Origin of the sequence: Actinoplanes sp. OR16, assembly GCF_004001265.1 — a bacterium.
Lineage (GTDB): Bacteria > Actinomycetota > Actinomycetes > Mycobacteriales > Micromonosporaceae > Actinoplanes.
Genome location: NZ_AP019371.1, coordinates 7,751,796 through 7,767,547, shown reverse-complemented (window position 1 = coordinate 7,767,547; position 15,752 = coordinate 7,751,796). Strand labels below are relative to the sequence as shown.

Below are 15,752 nucleotides of genomic sequence, written 5' to 3'. Positions count from 1 at the left end.
TCAGCCGGCCAGGTGGCCCCACTCGCGTTCCAGCTCCCGCCAGCTGCCCTGCGCCTCCGCCTGGCCGCCGATCAGCACGACCACCCGATCGGCCTGGGCCAGCGCGGCCCGCTTCGACGTCGAGCCGACCACCGTCACGCCGTGCGAGCGCAGGGCCCGCCACAGCTCCAGCTCCGTCGTCACGTCCAGGGCGGACGAGACGTCGTCGGCGATCAGCAGCTCGGTGCGCGGCGCCAGCGCCCGGGCCAGGGCCAGCCGCTGCAGCTGACCACCGGAGAGCCGGGTGCCCTTGTGCCCGATGAGCAGCTGGAGGCCGCCACCGGACGCGGTGAGGTCGTGTTCCAGCTGGGCCACCGACACCGCGTCGGCGGCGTCGACCTCGTGACCGAGCTGGATGTTGTCGGCGACCGTCCCGGAGAGCACCCGGGGCAGCTGGGCGACGTAGCCGACCTGGTTCGGCCGCAGGAACATCTCCGGCTCGCGGACCGGCTCGTCGTTCCAGCGCAGCTCACCGGTGTGATGCACGATGCCGGCGAGCGCCCGGAGCAGCGACGACTTGCCGGAACCGACAGGCCCCACGACCAGCACGAGCTCCCCGCGTCCGACGGTGAGGTCGATGTCCCGTACGCCGAGCGCGCCGTTCTCGTGCACCGCGCTGAAGTGATGCAGTGAGAGCTCGCGCAGCGGGTTGCGCGGCGCCGTGGCCGGAGCGGGCGCCGTCCCGGCCGAGATGTCCACGCCCGGGATCGCCGACGTGTAGTCGGTGACACCGGTCATGGCCACCGTGCGGCGGGTCCACACCCGTGCCGACGGGAAGTGCGAGACCAGCGACGCGATCGTCCACGCGAACCACCGGGCCGAGCCGAGCGTCGCCACCGCGATGAGGGTGGCGGCCGGGCTGAGCTGGTTGTTCAGGTAGAGGTACCACGCCGCGATCGGCAGCAGCCCGCTCGCGATCGACGGGGTCGACCGCGCCCACACCTGGATCGCGATCTCCCGCCGCTGCAGTTCGCTGCGGGTGGCGTCGAGCCGGGCGAGATGCGCCAGCACCGGGTCGGTCGCGCCGGCCAGTTTCACCGTGCGCGCCGCCGACAGCGACGAGACCAGCGAGGTCGCGAACGCCGCGCGGGCCGCCACGGTACGCCGGGCCGCACGCTCCAGCCGGGGCCCGAACAGGGTCGCGGCCAGCCCGGACAGCACCATCGTGCCGACGAACAACCCGGCCGGCACCAGCGACTGCGACGTCAGCGTCATCGCGACCACGGTGATCACCGCGACGCCGTTGTCGATCAGGTTGTCGGCGAGCATCACGACCCGCTCGGTGTCGCCGCCGTGCGCGACGACCTCGGCCGGCGTGTGCTTGCTGACCCGGCGCGGCCCGATCTGCCCGTGCACCAGGCGCAGGCTGATCCGCAGCATCTGCCGGACCCACCACTCCGGGAACCACGCGCCGGTGAAGTACAGCGTCGGGATCAGCGCGAGCAGCGCCGCCGCGATGCCGAGCGCCGGCACGACCGGGCTGCCCTGGCCGTCGACCACGTCCGCCCAGAGCAGCGGCAGGATCGCGCCGTCCAGGCCGAAGAGGACGAGCAGCACGAAGAGGCTGACCGCGCCGAGGCCGTACCGCTTGTCGTTCGTCGCGAGCCGCACGATCTCCCGCATGGTCCGGGCTTCCGGGGGCGTGGGCAGCTCAGGCGGATCGACGCTGGGGAGCGGGCCGGCGAGGGCGTCCTGGCCGAGCTCGACCTGAACGGCGGTGTCCCAGTCGGCGGTCTCGTCGAGCCCGACATTTCCGATGTTCCCCGCCGGAACCGCCAGCTTGCTGCTCGCCATCAACTCGGCGAACCGCTTCGACTCCTGCAGCGGCCCCTGCTCGAGGACCTCACCGTCGGCGAGCACGACCACTTCGTCGCAGCGCTGCACGCTCGACAGCCGGTGCGCCACGATCACGCCGATGCGACCTCGGAGCAGCCGGTCGGTGGCGCGTTGCACCCACGCCTCGGTGACCGGGTCCATCCGCGCGGTCGCCTCGTCGAGGATGACCACCTGCGGGTCGCGGACCAGGATCCGCGCGAACGCGACGAGCTGCTCCTGACCCGCCGAGAGCTTGTAGCCGTTCTCGCCGAGCACGGTGTCGATGCCGTCCGGGAGCCCCGCCACCCAGGCGGTCAGGCCGAGCTCCTCGATCGCCCGGGACGCGGCCGGGATCAGCTCCTGGTCGAAGAGCGCGATGTTCTCGGCGAGGGTTCCGGCCAGGATCTCGGTGCGCTGCGGGACGATCGCGGTCCACCGGCGCAGACCCTCCACGCCGATGTCGTTCACGTCGACGCCACCGAGGAACACCGTGCCGCGCGGCACGTCCACGGCACGGGTGAGCACCTTCGCCAGGGTCGACTTACCCGAGCCGGTGCGGCCGATCAGCGCGTACGAACGACCTCTTTTGAAATCGATGTCTATGTTTCTCAGGACAGGAAGCCGGGACTCGTCACCCTGGTGGTAGCGGAACGTCAGATTCCGGATGGAGATGTCGCCGTCGACCGGGTCGGCACCCTCGGTCGGCTCCTGCGCGACCTCGCTGAGCTGCTGCACCCGGCTCCAGGCGCCGAGCGCGTTCTGCAACTCCGGCACCATCCGGGTGACGTGTTCGAGCGTGCCGCCGAATCCGAGCGCCAAGAGCCAGACCGCGGTGAGCCGGGCCGCGTCGATCCCTCCGGCCTGGAGGGCCCACGCTCCGGCGACGACCAAGAACGCGATCAATGTACGGGTGATGGCACCCGCTCCCATGGTGATCCGCGAGGACGATCTCCAGACCAGCCGGCCCCGCCGGAGGACCTCCGCGGCCCGCAGAGCGTAGAGCCGGCGGACGTAGGGCGCGGCCAGGCTCGTCCGCACGTCGTCCTGACCGTGGATCGCCTCCTCCATGACCGCCGCCAGATCGGACCAGGCCTCCTCCTCCGAGATGCGGAGTGGGGAGATCCGCTGGACCGGTTTGTTCATGACGGTGAAGAGCAGGATCGACACCAGGATCATCGCGATCGCCGCCGGCCACCAGACGAAGAACGTCGTGACGATCGACAGGGTCGCCACGGCGAGCGACTGCGCCAGCCGGACGCCGCTGCCGCGCAGCTCGGAGCCGACCTGGTAGACGTCCGAGTCGATCCGGTCGAGCAGTTCGCCGACCGGCGTGTTCTCCAGCGTCGGAAGATCCTGGCCGAACGCGACCCGGTTGAGCCCGCGGCGGACGCGGGCCGCCCAGTCAGCGGTCAGCCGGGCCACCACCAGGCCGACGAAGACGTCGCTGAGCACGCCGGCGACGAGTGCGACGACGAGGACGGTGAAGAGCGGCCACGAGCGGTCCACCAGCACCGGGCCGGCGACGGCGAGCGCGATCGCCCCGCCCGTCGCGCCGACGAGGATCAGGAGCGCGGTGAGCGCGGTGCGACTTCGGCTTGTGGCCCACAGGTCGCGGAGCAGGCGCATGGAGAGGTCCTCGGCAGTCGGGGTTGGCGGTGCCCCCATCCTGCGCGGGCGGGGGAAGCGGCTCAACCGGTTTATTCCCGGCCAATCCGTCTCCCGTTCCTGTCTTTCAAAGGCTCCGCAGGTACGCGTCGGCCGCCGCGGGATCGGCGAACCAGGAAAGCAGGTCGTTCGGGTCCTCGAACCCGTGGGCGAACCGGGCCGCCACGGCCGGATTCGCGCTCGCCGCGCCGAGGATCTGCTGGGCGTGCGGCGGCAGCGGCTGCAGCATCCCGTTCGTCCAGAGCGTCACGGCCCGGCCGTGCGCCTGCCAGAACGACTCGAACGTCGCGGTCATCCACTCCTCGTCGAACGGCTTGTCGCCGTGCTCCACGATCGCCCGTAGGTAGTGGTGTGCCGCCTTCGCCGCGGTGTTCGCGCCCTGACCGGTGATCGGGTCGTTCGCGATGACGATGTCGCCGATGCCGAGCGCCTTTCCGCCGCCGGTCAGGTGCGCGATCGGTTTGCGTACCGTCGGGGTGAATCGCCCTTGAAGTGTCGCCTTGTCATCGGCGAGCCGGACGTCCGCGCAGCGCTCGTGGAACCAGGGCAGGTTCTCCTTGATCAGGTTGAGCGAGGTCTGGAGGTGGTCCTCGTCCTCCCCGAAGACGTCCAGCGGCCCGCCGGGCAGCACCTCCCAGAAGAGGATGTCGGCCGGCCCGGTACGGGTGAGCGTCGGGATCACGAACAGCTCACCCAGGCCCGGGATCGCGTGGAACTCGACGTGCGGTTCCGGCCAGGACGGGTCCGGCGCCAGCCCGTGCACGTACGCGACCGCCAGACCGCGCTGCGGCTGCTCATAGGGTGACCGTTCCGGATCGCGTTCGAACAGCTCGACGAGGTCGCCGCGGCCGGCCGCGACGACGGTCAGGTCATATTGTTTCGTCAGCGCCTCCAGGTACGCCGGACTCACCGGCTGGTAGATCACCTCCACCCCGGCCTGCTCGGCGTCGGTCAGCCATCGGGAGAACTTGATCCGCTGGTCGGTGGAGAACGCCGGCTTGCCGAGCGGCGCGGTGAACTGCAGCGCCAGGTTCCCCGGCGGCGCGGCGAGCATCACGTGCAGGCCCCGGATCGGCGGCGCCACCAGGTCGTAGTGGTTGAGGCCGTAGGCCCGCTCGGTCTCCAGCGCCGGATCGAACATGGCCTGCGTCGAGGTCGGCCACCCGTCCCGGATCTCACCGGGCGTCTTCGCCGCCATGAGCGTGACCCGGTATCCCGCGGCCTTGAGGCTGAGTGAGAGTTGAAGTCCGGCCTGACCGGCGCCGACTATCAGGATGTCGCGCAAGCTGAATCTCCCCGTGTGTGAGGTCGGTGGTTGATCACTGCCCCCACCAGCACCGTACACAGAGAAGTCCGGTAATGACTATGGGTAAGATTACTGTCCGGAGTGGACACGCGACGCCGTGCCGATCTAGCTGCGCGTTCCGCTCCCGGCCCACACTGAACCCGTGACGACCATCGTGCCCATCGACGCATCCCACCCGGCGTTCGCCCAGCTGGCCGCCCTCTTCGACGACTACCGAGTCCACTACGGCCGCCCGTCGTCGCCCGACCCGACCCGCGCCTGGCTGCGCCACCAGCTGTCCCGTGGCGCCCTCATGGCCGCCGCAGCGGTCGAGTCCACCCGGCTCTGCGGCTTCATCACGACGACGACCATGCCCGCTTCTCTGATGCTGTCCACGGCGTGGTCGATCCGCGACCTGTACGTCTCCCCGCCCCACCGTGGCCGAGGCATGGCGCAAGCCCTCGTGAACCACGTGATCGCCGACGCCCGCGAAGCCGGTGCGCTCCGGGTGTCCCTGCAGACGGAATCGGAGAACGTGGCGGCGTTGGCACTCTACACGAAGTCGGGCTTCCAGCCGGTGCCCGGTCTGGACCTCCTGAACCTGAGCCTGAACCCCGAAGCGCCGCCCGCCACGAACTCCGGCTCGACCCCGGCGCCATCCTGACCGCCGAGCCCTCTCCGCAGCCAGCGACGACCGGACAGCAGTGACAAGCCAGGCTCACAGCAGGTCGGGCGTCGGGTAGTCCAAGCCCGCCCACGGCCCGAGCTCACCGCCGATCTGCATGTGGTCCAAGCCTGGCGGCGGGCACCTAAGCCTGGTTGCCGTCCAAGATCCACGGCTGCGCCAAGGTCTGCGGCTGCTCTGAGCCTGCCCGCGGCCGAGGCTCGTCGGTGGCCCAAGGTCTGCGGGCGGTTCAAGGTCTGCGTGCGGTTCAAGGTCTGCGGGCGGTCCGAGGTCTGCCACGGCTCAAGCGCGCTGATGGTCCAAGATCCAGGGGCGGTCCGAGTTGGAGGCGGCCCTGTTCGCGGCGGCTCAGATGTCGTGGTGGCGAATGGAACTGTTGCTGGACAAGGCGGTGGTCACGGCTGCGGCCACAGTCACGGCGGGGCAACCACGGCCGTGGCGGCGGTCAGGGGAGTGGCGGCGGTCAGGGCCATGGCCGCCGCGGCGGCCAAGGGGCCGTGGTCACGCCCATGGCGGCAACCACGGCCATGGCGGCGGTCAGGGCCATGGCGGCAACCACGGCTGTGGCGGCGGTCAGGGGTCATGGCGGCGGCGGTCAGGGCCATGGCGGCGGCCACGGTTGCGGCAGCGGTCAGGGGGCCATGGCGGCGGTCACGGCCAGGGCCACGGTGGCGGTCACGGTCACGGTGGTGGTTGGGGCGGCGGCTGCGGTTGCGGCTGCGGCTACGGCTGTGGCTTGGGGGCGTGCAATGTCAGGAGTGTGATTTCGCTGGGGGCGAAGATTCGGAAAGGGGGACCCCAGAAACCGGTGCCTCGGCTGGTGTAGAGCTGGGTGCGGGCGGAGTGGCGGGAGAGGCCCTGGAGGGCCGGCTGGTCGAGGCGGACCAGGTAGTGGAAGGGCCACATCTGGCCGCCGTGGGTGTGGCCGGAGATTTGGAGGTCGACGTTGTGGGCGACGGCGCCGTCGATCTGGTGGGGCTGGTGGGCCAGGAGCAGGATCGGCAGGGAGGGGTCCGCGCCGGCCAGGGCCGCTGCATGGTCGGCGTGGTGGCCGGGGAGGCCGGAGCCGGCGGCGGTGCGGTCGTCGACTCCGGCGACGATCAGGGAGTCGCCGCCTCGGGTGACGACGATGTGGCGGTTGTGCAGGGCGTCCCAGCCGAGGGACGTCATGTGCGAGACCCAGCCCAGGGCGCCGCTGAAGTATTCGTGGTTGCCGGTCACGTAGACCCGGGCGAACCGCGCCCGCACGTCGGCGAGCGGCGCTGCCATCGAGAGACGCTGCTGGACCTCGCCGTCGGCGATGTCGCCGGTGTGCGCCACGATGTCCGCGTCCAGCGAGTTGATCACCCGGGTGACGCCTTGGGACCAGCGGGTGCGGTTGATCGGGCCGTAGTGCGTGTCGGTGATCAGCACGACCCGCAGGCCGTCGAGCCCGGGACCGAGCCGGGGGATCGTCACGTCGACCCGGCGCACCCGGGAGACGCGCATCGCCTCGTAGTGACCCCAGGCCAGCAGCACCACCGAGACGGCCAGGACGAAAGCGGTGACGAGGCGGGACCGGAGTGGATCGCCGAGCGACGTGAACCCGAGCGCCACAGCGAGGATCTGGCCGATCACCGACCACGTGAACAGCACCCAGACCACGCCGAGCAGGGTGTCGGCGATCCGCGAGGCGGCGTCGCTGTGGCCGCCGTGCCCGCGGAACATCAGCACCGGGAACGAGAGCGCGACCAGCACGAACACCGCGGTCAGGCCGAGCTGCACACCGAGCGGCCAGTCGTTGCCGGACCACACCAGCGTCACCAGCGGCACGCCGAACAGCAGCGCCACGACCGCCAGGACCACCACACCGAAGATCGCGCGCCGCGGCGAACGCCGTCTCGGCTCGCTCTCGACCGCCTCACCCACTGACATGAGCGCAAGCATGCCACTCGGGTACGACGAAAACCGTCAGAGGGGAGGCACCACCAGATCGGCCCGTGCGCGGGTGGCGGCGATCAGTGTGGCGTTCGCCTCGTCGGTGCCGGTGGCCCACGCGACGGCGTCCTCCCTGCTCTTCCCGAACCGGACGTGCCGCTCGACCAGCCGTTCGAGGCGTTCTTCCTGGCCGAGGTCGGCGTACCAGACCTCGGTGAGCAGTTCCCGGACCGGCCGCCACGCCGGATCGTCGACGAGCAGGTAGTTCCCCTCGGTCACGATCAGCCGGACGCTCGACGGCACTCCGATGACCCCGGCGAGGGGCTGTTCGAGGACACGTTCGAATCCCGGGGCGTAGACCACCGGGTCCCGGTCTTCGAGCAGGCGGCGCAGCAGCGCGGCGTACCCATAGGAATCGAATGTCTCCGGAGCTCCCTTGCGATCCCGGAGTCCGAGTCGCTCCAACTCCACGTCGGCGAGGTGGAAGCCGTCCATGGGCACGTGCGCCACCCAGTCCGGACGGCGTAGGGAGGCGACGATCGAGGTGGCGAGGGTCGTCTTGCCCGCCCCGGGTGGCCCGGCGATCCCGAGAACCGCCCGCCGGCCGTCGCGGACCAGACCGGCGGCACGGGCGGCGAGGTCCGGGAGGGTGAGCGTCATGCCGGAACCGTAATCCGATCAGGGTCGGATCGACGACTGCGCCACGTGCCCGCGGGTCCGGACCATAGGCGGGAGAACACACGGGGGAGTTACATGATCACGAAGAGTGTGATCGCGGCTGTCGTGGGGGCAGCCGCGATCCTCGTCACCGCCGTCCCGGCCGGGGCGGCGACAACCATCCGGACGATCGTGACCGGCCTGGACAGCCCGCGCGGGATCGCGTTCGGCCCGCACGGAGAGCTCTACGTCGCCGAGGCGGGCCGGTCCGGGGCGATCACGGTCGTCTCGGCCGGCGGCCGGTGGCGGATCCCGGCGGGCCCGCCGTCGCCGGCGTCACCGCGGGGTGCCGGGGCGATCGGCCCGTCCGATGTCGCGGTCGGGTCCGACGGGCGGCTCTACTACACGGTCGGCCGGGGCGGGGACGGCGCCGCCACGCTCTACCGGGCGGGGCGCGGGCCGACCGCCATCGCCGACCTGGGTGCCCATGAGAAGGACGCCGACCCGACGGGGCTGCTCATCACCGACCGGGGACACCTCGTCGTGGACGCGGGCGCGAACGCCCTGGTCAGGGTCGCCCCGCGCGGGCGGCCGTCGACGGTGGCGGCCTTCCCGGCGCAGGAGGGGATCCGTGCGGTGGCGCAGGGCCCGGACGGGGCGTACTACGCCGGTGGCCGGGCGCGGATCTGGCGGGTGGTGCCGGGCGAGGCGCCGACGGTCTACGCGTCCGGGTTCACCGGCGTGATCGATCTGGCCTGGGCGCCGGACGGCCGTCTGTACGTGCTGCGGGGCGGACACGACGGCGCCCTGCTCAAGGTGGATCGCAAGGGCGCGCATCGCGTCGTCGCCGAGGGCGGGCTGGTCGTTCCGGGGGGCCTGGCGATACGGGACGGTTACGCGTACATCAGTGATTGCGGTGTCTGTCAGGGAACGGGCTCGGTGGTGAAGGTCAGGATCGGAAGCTGAGCCCGAGGCGTAGTCCCGCGACGCCGGCGGGGGAGAGCGGGCGGGCGGTGGCCCGGCACAGGTCCGAGTGGATCTGTGCCGGCAGCTCCTCGCCGAGCGAGCAGAGCGCCGGGAAGAGGTCGAGCACCTGCCGGTGGGTGAGCGCGCCGACGCCGATGAGCAGGCCGTTCAGCGCGGTCCGGCTCTCCGCCAGTTCGGAGCAGACCTGCATCCGCCAGGCCACGTCGTGCACGTGGTCGGCGAACTCGCGGGCGATCCGGTTGCCGGACGGGGCGCGCAGCCCGCCGATCGAGGACTGCCGGAAACGGGCGACGGACGGGGCGAGGCGGCAGGCGATGCCGAGGCGGCGGGCGAGCTGCGGGACGGTGAGCACGTCGAGGCCGGCGGAGCAGCGCTCGCAGAGGCGCTCGAAGGTCTTCGCGTGCACCACCGAGGCGGGACGCTGGCAGGCGCCGTCGAGTCCGCAGATCGGGTCGAGGATCACCTCGGTGAGGGTGCCTTCGTGGTCGAAACGGCCGACCGCGAAGTAGGAGGCGGCGGTCGTGCGGTAGTGGGCCAGGGCGGCACGGGCGCTGACGTATCCGTCTGGATCGACGCCGATGCGGGGCACACCGTCCTCGGTGTGCAATTGGATGAGGCGGAACATGGCGCGCTCCCGGGGTAGAGCAGTTTTCCCTGTCGTTCTCCGGTACGTCCACGGGCGAACAAAAGTTCACTCATTACCCTGAGTCAGCAAATTGTGACGATGTCTTCGCTGCTCGGCGTGCCGGGGGAAGGCGAAGATTACTCGGTGTAATGGTTTTAGGCCAGAGGTGTGGGACACTCGCCGGATGAGCGACGGCTGCGTCTGTGACCACCCGCGGCGGGCACATGAGCATCACCGGGCCGGCACCGAGTGCGCGTTGTGTGACTGCCCGCGCTTCCGGCGGCGCGATCGGTGGTGGCGCCGGTGGGCGTGACGTGCGCCACACGGGATGCTAAATCCTAGTGGATCTGTAGGCTTACCCTCATTTAGCAGAAGCGAGCCGAGGGGGCCTGATGGCACTTCCCGACTTCCTGATCGCCGGCGTACCGAAAGCCGGCACCACGGCCCTGCATGCCGCGCTGGTGCGTCATCCGGGGCTGTTCCTGCCCGCGGTGAAGGAACCGAAGTTCTTCCTCTCCGACGGCCCGCCACCGACCGTCGGCGGGCCCGGCGACGTGCAGACCTACCAGGAGCACGTCTGGCGCCGCGACGACTACGAGGCTCTGTTCGAGCCGGCCCCGGTGGGCACGCTGCGCGGTGAGGCCACGCCCTTCTATCTGTACGACCGGAGCGCCCACGAGCGGATCGCCAAGCTCATCCCGGACGTCAAGCTGATCTTCCTGCTGCGTGATCCCGTGGACCGGGCGCACTCCAACTGGACCCACCTCTGGGTGGCCGGGCTGGAGGAGAAGGCGGCGTTCCTCGAGGCGTGCCACGCCGAGGAGGATCGCAAGGCCGCGCAGTGGGCCGACTTCTGGCACTACATCAGCCTCGGCAGGTACGGCGAGCAGCTGCAACACCTCTACCAGCACTTCGACCGCGACCAGGTGCTGCTGCTGCGCTACCGCGAGCTCAAGGACGACCCGGCCCGCACCCTCGACAAGGTCTGCGCCTTCCTCGGCGTGCGCACCGGCGTGCTCACGTCGATCCCGAAGGAGAACGTGAACCGGCACTACGTCGAGGACACCGCGGTCAACCGGGCGCTGCGCGGCCTGCTGCGCTCGGGCGGCGACTGGGGCCATCACTTCCCGGTGCCGCTGCGCCTGGCCGCTCGTGGCCCGCTGCTCACTCTGCTGCACCGCAAGAAGGGCAACCGGCCGGTGACCACACCGGAGGAACGGGCCGAACTGCTGCCATACTTCGCCGACGACATCGCCCTGCTCCAGGAGGTGACCGGCGAGCGGTACGACGACTGGCTCAGTCTCGACCGACACGCCCGGGCCCGCTGATCCGGTCACCTAAACCCCACCTTCCCCATAGATGATGCAAACTTGACGGGTTCCGTCGCCGCAACCCAGGAGAGCCGCCTTGACCATCGGAATCACGGCCCTGCCACTGCCGCGCTGGGAGGACTCCACCGTGGTGGTGGAACCACCGGGCACCGAACCGGGCGCCTGGTCGGGCGCGCCCAGCACGATCCGGGCGGACGGTTTCATCTACCTCGCCTACCGCCTGCGCCTGCCGATCGGCGCGGGCCGGGGCATCGCCAACGTGGTGGCCCGCTCGGCCGACGGCCTCACCTTCGAGGTCGTCGCCGAGATCGGCAAGGACGGCTTCGGTGCCGAGTCGCTCGAACGCCCGGCGCTGACCCGCACCCCCGACGGCCGCTGGCGGCTCTACGTCAGCGCCGCCACGCCGGGCACCAAGCACTGGCGGGTCGACCTGCTCGAAGCGGACACCCCCGAGGGTCTCGCCACCGCGACGCCGCGCACGGTGCTCGCCGGCGACGAGCGGCACGGCGTCAAGGACCCGGTGCTGCACCACGACGAGAACGGCTGGCACCTCTGGGCGTCGGTGCATCCCCTGGAATCGTGGGACGACGCCGACCGGATGACCACCGAGTACGCGACCAGCCCGGACGGCGTGCACTGGACCTGGCGGGGCACCGCGCTGGCCGGGCGGGGCGGGGAGTGGGACGCCCGCGGTGTCCGGGTCACCTCGGTCCTGGTCGAGGGCGACCGGATCACCGCGTCGTACGACGGCCGTGCCACCGCCGGTGAGAACTGGGAGGAGCGGACCGGCGTGGCCCGCGGCGCCCGCCTGCCGGACGGCTCCTTCGGCCCGCTCACCGCCGAGGACCGCGAGCCGGTCGGCAGCCCGCACGAGCCGCACGGACTGCGCTATCTGAGCCTGGTCGAGCTGCCGGACGGCGGCCACCGGATCTACTACGAGGCCACCCGCGAGGACGGCGCGCACGATCTCCGTACCGAGATCGCCTGAACCATCGCTCAGGGTGACGGAAGGTTGCCCGTAACAACCGATTCGACCGGTTCTGACGTGTCACATGCTGAGAGCATGATCACGCTGGGTGGGGCCGGAGTGGTGGATGAATCCGAGGTGCCCTAACGTTCTCCAGGACGTCAGGTGCACCGGAAAACGGCCGCACTGTCCGATGGCGGAGCCGCACTCACAAGGTGGGGCTCCGCCATTTCTGTTTTCGGACACGATCGGATGTGTCCTGCCTCGCGGCGCGGTTTGTCCGTTGACCGCCTGGGTAAGTCCGGCTCCACGCGGGTGGGGTGCTCGCAGTGGCTCTGAGGAGGGACGATGCGCACGCTGGCCGGGCGGTATCGACTGGTGAACCGCATCGGACTCGGCGGCATGTCGGAGGTGTGGCGCGGACACGACGAGGTGCTCGACCGGCCGGTCGCCGTCAAGATCATGGCGCCCGCGGTGGAGGGCACGCTCGGCCCGATCGGCGTCGACCTGGTCCGGACCGAGGCCCGCGCGGCGGCCCGGCTCGCGCACCCGAACGTCGCAGCGGTGCACGACTTCGGGACCTCGCCGTCCGGTGAGCGCGACGTCCCGTACATCGTGATGGAACTCGTCGACGGTCAGACGCTCAGCGCCCACCTCGCCGCCGGCCGGCTCGACTGGCGGATCAGCGTGCGGATCTGTGCCGAGGTGGCCGCCGCGCTCGCGGCCGCGCACGCCCAGCAGGTGGTGCACCGCGACATCAAGCCCGCGAACATCATGCTCACCCCGGCCGGCGCCAAGGTCCTCGACTTCGGCATCGCCGCGGCGATCGGCTCGCCCGACCCGGACCCGGAGGGGCCGGTCATGGGCACGCCCGCCTACATCGCCCCGGAACGCTTCGACGGCACACCCGCGACACCCGCGTCCGACATGTTCGGCCTCGGCACCCTGCTCTACCACAGCCTGTCCGGGAAGCTGCCGTGGAAGGCCCGCACGCACACCGAGATGGTGATGGCACAGCGCTTCGAGGACCCGCGGCCACTCCCGCACGTGGAAGGCCTGCCGCCCGAGGTGCTCGACCTCTGCTCGCGCTGCCTCTCCCGGGAACCGGAGGACCGGCCGACAGCCCTGGTCGCGGCCTTGTTGCTGGCCGAGGCGGTGGACGCGCGGGTCTACGTTCCCCTCGCCGACCTCGGCCTGGAGCCGGAACGGCCGGCCGCGGTCTCCGCCTGGGACACGCAGGCCGCGGCGGAGGCGACCACGCCGGCTCCTCTCGCCCGGGAATCCGCCCACGCGGGTGGCGACCGGGTGGGCCGCCACCGCCGCTAGGCTGCCGGGTTCCTCATGCTCGCGGGACCACCACCAGCGGGCGGCGGGCTCGCCGCAGCAAGCGCGCCGAGACGCCGCCGAGCAGCACGCGACGTGCCGGTCCATATCCTCGGGAACCGCAGAACAACACGTCCACCTCGCTCAGCTCCGCCAAGGTCTCGACAACGTCGCCGGCCCGCAACTCCCACTCGACGACCACATCGGGGACGGCTTCGGCGGCTTTTCGCAGAGCTTCCTCGTACGTCTCCCGCGCCGTGTCGAGAAACGCCCGTTCGGCATCGGCTCCCAGCATGAACGGCAGCGCGGCGTCCCCGCGCGCCACCACGGTGACCAGCAGCAACGAGGTGCCGGTGCGCCGTGCCAGCCGGGCCGCCGACGCCAGCGCGGCCCGGCCGTCCGGGGTGTCCACGTAGGCGACGCCGATCCGCCCGGTCGTGCCCGGTGGATCGGCCATACCGGACGGCGCCACCGCGACCGGGCAGACGCTGCCGGCGAGCAGGCGGTCGGCGGTGCTGCCGGGCATCAGCCGGGAAGCGGGCGCGGCCGATCCGGAGCCGACGACGAGGAGCGCTGCCTGCCGCTGCTCGGCCAGGTCGTGCAGCCCGTGAGCCGCCGAGCTGGACGCGAGCACCCGGTATTCGACGCCGCTTCCCTCTCCTTCCGGGCTCGTGGTCAGGTCGCTCAACGTCGTCCGGGCGCCGGCCAGCACCTCTTCGGCCTTGGCGCGGCGGTCGGCGATCCACTCGGCGTCGACGCGGCCGGAGCCGAGTGCCGACGGCGCGGGATGGACGACCGCCACGACCAGCGTCGTCTCCAGCGTGGTGGCCGCCCAGTGGGCCAGCGCGAGGGCGTCGGCCGAGGCGGCGCCGCCGTCGACGCCGACGATCACCGGTCCGGTGTGCCCGGCCGCGGTGGTCACGGCTGCTCCTCGTCGCTGCGGGTCTCCGGGCGCTCCATCGGGCTCGCGGGCGACGACGCGGTCTGGCGCAGGCGGGAGTTGCGGTAGCCGTAGAAGGCGTAGATCAGCAGACCGATCGCGAGCCAGGCGACGAACCGGATCCAGGTGTCCAGCGGCAGGTCGGACATCAGGTAGACGGCGAACGCGACACCGATCAGCGGCAGCACCGGCGACCACGGCACGCGGTAGGGCCGGGGCATGTCCGGCTTGGTCCGGCGGAGCACGATCACACCGATGTTGACCAGGACGAACGCGAACAGGGTGCCGATGTTGACCAGCTCGACGATGGTGCCCAGAGGGACGAGAGCCGCCAGGATCGAGATCAGGACGCCGAGTCCGATGGTCAGGCGGGCCGGCGTACCGAAGCGCTGGTTGACCTTGGCAAGGCGGCGGGGGAGCAGGCCGTCCCGGCACATGGCGAAGAAGATCCGCGTCTGACCGTAGAAGATCACCAGGACCACGCTGGTGATCGCGACGACCGCGCCGAGGGCGAGGATCGCGGCGGCCCAGCTCATGCCGGCGCCCTCGTCCAATGCCGCGGCGAGAGGCGCGTCGCTGCCGGACAGCTGCTCCGGGGTGGCGATGCCGATCGCGCCGGCCACGGTCAGCACATAGAAGATCGTGCAGATGATCAGCGAACCGAGGATGGCGAGCGGCAGGTCCTTCGCCGGGTTGCGGGCCTCCTCGCTACCCGTGGAGACCGCGTCGAAGCCGATATAGGCGAAGAAGATGATCGCCGCGGCCGCCGTCACCCCGTCCACACCGGCCGGGGCGAACGGGCTGAAGTTGCCGGTGCTGAAGTTCGCGAACGCCACCACGATGAAGAAGATCAGCACGGCCAGCTTGATGACGACCATGACGAGGTTGACGCGTACGCTCTCGGTCACGCCCCGGACCAGCAGCAACGTGATGGCCAGGACGATGAAGACGGCGGGCAGGTTGAAGACGCCGCCGTCCTCCGGCGACTTCGCGATGGCGTCCGGCAGCGCGAAGCCGAACGCGGCGTCCAGGAACGCGTTCAGGTTGCCGCCCCAGCCGACGGCGATCGCCGCGACCGAGACGCCGTACTCCAGGATCAGGTCCCAGCCGATGATCCACGCGACCAGTTCGCCGAGCGTCGCGTACGCGTAGGTGTACGCGCTGCCGGACACCGGGATCGACGACGCCAGCTCGGCGTAGGAGAGCGCCGAGAACGCGCAGGCGACGGCGGCCAGCACGAACGACAGGATGACCGCCGGCCCGGCCAGCGCGGCGCCCTCGCCGATGACCACGAAGATGCCGGTGCCGATGATCGCGCCGACCCCCATGGCGGTCAGCTGCGTGGCGCCGACCGCCCGCTTGAGCTGTCCGTCCCCGGAGGTGTCGGTGATCAGTGATCCCACGTCCCGGACCGCGAAGACCCCTGGCTTCATATCGACTCCTTTGACCGGCGGCGATTTCTGTCACCGTGTCCTTACCCACCGCAGAGCCGCAAGATGATCCCCGCGATGCGCCG

General features: G+C 71.0%; 12 protein-coding genes. 5 read left to right on the top strand and 7 right to left on the bottom strand.

What is annotated here, in order from left to right; genetic code table 11:
- Entirely contained in the window at positions 1 to 3,480 is a 3,480-nt protein-coding gene (locus tag EP757_RS35790; RefSeq protein WP_127552796.1) for an ABC transporter ATP-binding protein/permease, read from the bottom strand.
- A gap of 106 nt (positions 3,481 to 3,586) precedes the next feature.
- Positions 3,587 to 4,804: a styrene monooxygenase/indole monooxygenase family protein gene (locus EP757_RS35785; protein WP_127552795.1), complete on the bottom strand. Its 1,218-nt coding sequence runs from the start codon at positions 4,802 to 4,804 to the stop codon at positions 3,587 to 3,589.
- Between the two features lie 163 nt (positions 4,805 to 4,967).
- Here EP757_RS35785 and EP757_RS35780 point away from each other — a divergent pair, with 163 nt between their 5' ends.
- A complete protein-coding gene (locus EP757_RS35780; RefSeq protein ID WP_160165988.1) occupies positions 4,968 to 5,468 on the top strand; it encodes an N-acetyltransferase in 501 nt (166 codons plus the stop codon).
- Between the two features lie 744 nt (positions 5,469 to 6,212).
- Here the strand turns inward: EP757_RS35780 and EP757_RS35770 are convergent.
- Together EP757_RS35770 and EP757_RS35765 are read right to left on the bottom strand one after the other, a co-directional pair.
- Positions 6,213 to 7,403 (bottom strand): metallophosphoesterase, encoded by a 1,191-nt coding sequence (locus tag EP757_RS35770; RefSeq protein ID WP_174262477.1) that lies wholly within the window; start codon positions 7,401 to 7,403, stop codon positions 6,213 to 6,215.
- A gap of 36 nt (positions 7,404 to 7,439) precedes the next feature.
- On the bottom strand, positions 7,440 to 8,066 hold the full coding sequence (locus EP757_RS35765; RefSeq protein WP_127552792.1) for a nucleoside/nucleotide kinase family protein: 627 nt from the start codon (positions 8,064 to 8,066) through the stop codon (positions 7,440 to 7,442).
- Between the two features lie 93 nt (positions 8,067 to 8,159).
- On the opposite strand from EP757_RS35765, the gene EP757_RS35760 reads away from it, so the two are divergent.
- The gene (locus EP757_RS35760; protein ID WP_127552791.1) at positions 8,160 to 9,029 is read left to right on the top strand and encodes a ScyD/ScyE family protein; all 870 of its coding nucleotides are present in this window, start codon (positions 8,160 to 8,162) and stop codon (positions 9,027 to 9,029) included.
- Here the strand turns inward: EP757_RS35760 and EP757_RS35755 are convergent.
- Positions 9,013 to 9,675 (bottom strand): hypothetical protein, encoded by a 663-nt coding sequence (locus EP757_RS35755; protein ID WP_127552790.1) that lies wholly within the window; start codon positions 9,673 to 9,675, stop codon positions 9,013 to 9,015. The two genes, EP757_RS35760 and EP757_RS35755, sit on opposite strands and share 17 nt — an antisense overlap.
- 392 nt (positions 9,676 to 10,067) lie before the next feature.
- Here EP757_RS35755 and EP757_RS35750 point away from each other — a divergent pair, with 392 nt between their 5' ends.
- From EP757_RS35750 to EP757_RS35740, 3 genes are all read left to right on the top strand, one after another.
- The gene (locus EP757_RS35750; protein WP_127552789.1) at positions 10,068 to 11,003 is read left to right on the top strand and encodes a sulfotransferase domain-containing protein; all 936 of its coding nucleotides are present in this window, start codon (positions 10,068 to 10,070) and stop codon (positions 11,001 to 11,003) included.
- A 79-nt stretch (positions 11,004 to 11,082) separates the two neighbouring features.
- Entirely contained in the window at positions 11,083 to 11,994 is a 912-nt protein-coding gene (locus EP757_RS35745; protein ID WP_127552788.1) for a hypothetical protein, read from the top strand.
- 327 nt (positions 11,995 to 12,321) lie between these two features.
- The gene (locus tag EP757_RS35740) at positions 12,322 to 13,299 is read left to right on the top strand and encodes a serine/threonine-protein kinase (protein ID WP_127552787.1); all 978 of its coding nucleotides are present in this window, start codon (positions 12,322 to 12,324) and stop codon (positions 13,297 to 13,299) included.
- 13 nt (positions 13,300 to 13,312) lie between these two features.
- Here the strand turns inward: EP757_RS35740 and EP757_RS35735 are convergent, their stop codons facing one another.
- Positions 13,313 to 14,218 carry a universal stress protein gene (locus EP757_RS35735; RefSeq protein WP_127552786.1) on the bottom strand — a complete coding sequence of 302 codons (906 nt, stop codon included), beginning with the start codon at positions 14,216 to 14,218 and terminating at the stop codon, positions 13,313 to 13,315.
- The gene (locus tag EP757_RS35730) at positions 14,215 to 15,669 is read right to left on the bottom strand and encodes an amino acid permease (RefSeq protein WP_127552785.1); all 1,455 of its coding nucleotides are present in this window, start codon (positions 15,667 to 15,669) and stop codon (positions 14,215 to 14,217) included. The genes EP757_RS35735 and EP757_RS35730 overlap by 4 nt, the downstream gene beginning before the upstream one ends.
- Positions 15,670 to 15,752 lie beyond the last annotated feature (83 nt).

Excerpts from the sequence above, each read along its gene's own strand:
- EP757_RS35755 (WP_127552790.1), bottom strand. The coding sequence starts at position 9,675 with ATGTTCCGCCTCATCCAATTGCACACCGAGGACGGTGTGCCCCGCATC.
- EP757_RS35740 (WP_127552787.1), top strand. The coding sequence starts at position 12,322 with ATGCGCACGCTGGCCGGGCGGTATCGACTGGTGAACCGCATCGGACTC.
- EP757_RS35730 (WP_127552785.1), bottom strand. The coding sequence starts at position 15,669 with ATGAAGCCAGGGGTCTTCGCGGTCCGGGACGTGGGATCACTGATCACC.
- EP757_RS35750 (WP_127552789.1), top strand. The coding sequence starts at position 10,068 with ATGGCACTTCCCGACTTCCTGATCGCCGGCGTACCGAAAGCCGGCACC.
- EP757_RS35760 (WP_127552791.1), top strand. The coding sequence starts at position 8,160 with ATGATCACGAAGAGTGTGATCGCGGCTGTCGTGGGGGCAGCCGCGATC.
- EP757_RS35790 (WP_127552796.1), bottom strand. The coding sequence starts at position 3,480 with ATGCGCCTGCTCCGCGACCTGTGGGCCACAAGCCGAAGTCGCACCGCG.
- EP757_RS35770 (WP_174262477.1), bottom strand. The coding sequence starts at position 7,403 with ATGTCAGTGGGTGAGGCGGTCGAGAGCGAGCCGAGACGGCGTTCGCCG.
- EP757_RS35765 (WP_127552792.1), bottom strand. The coding sequence starts at position 8,066 with ATGACGCTCACCCTCCCGGACCTCGCCGCCCGTGCCGCCGGTCTGGTC.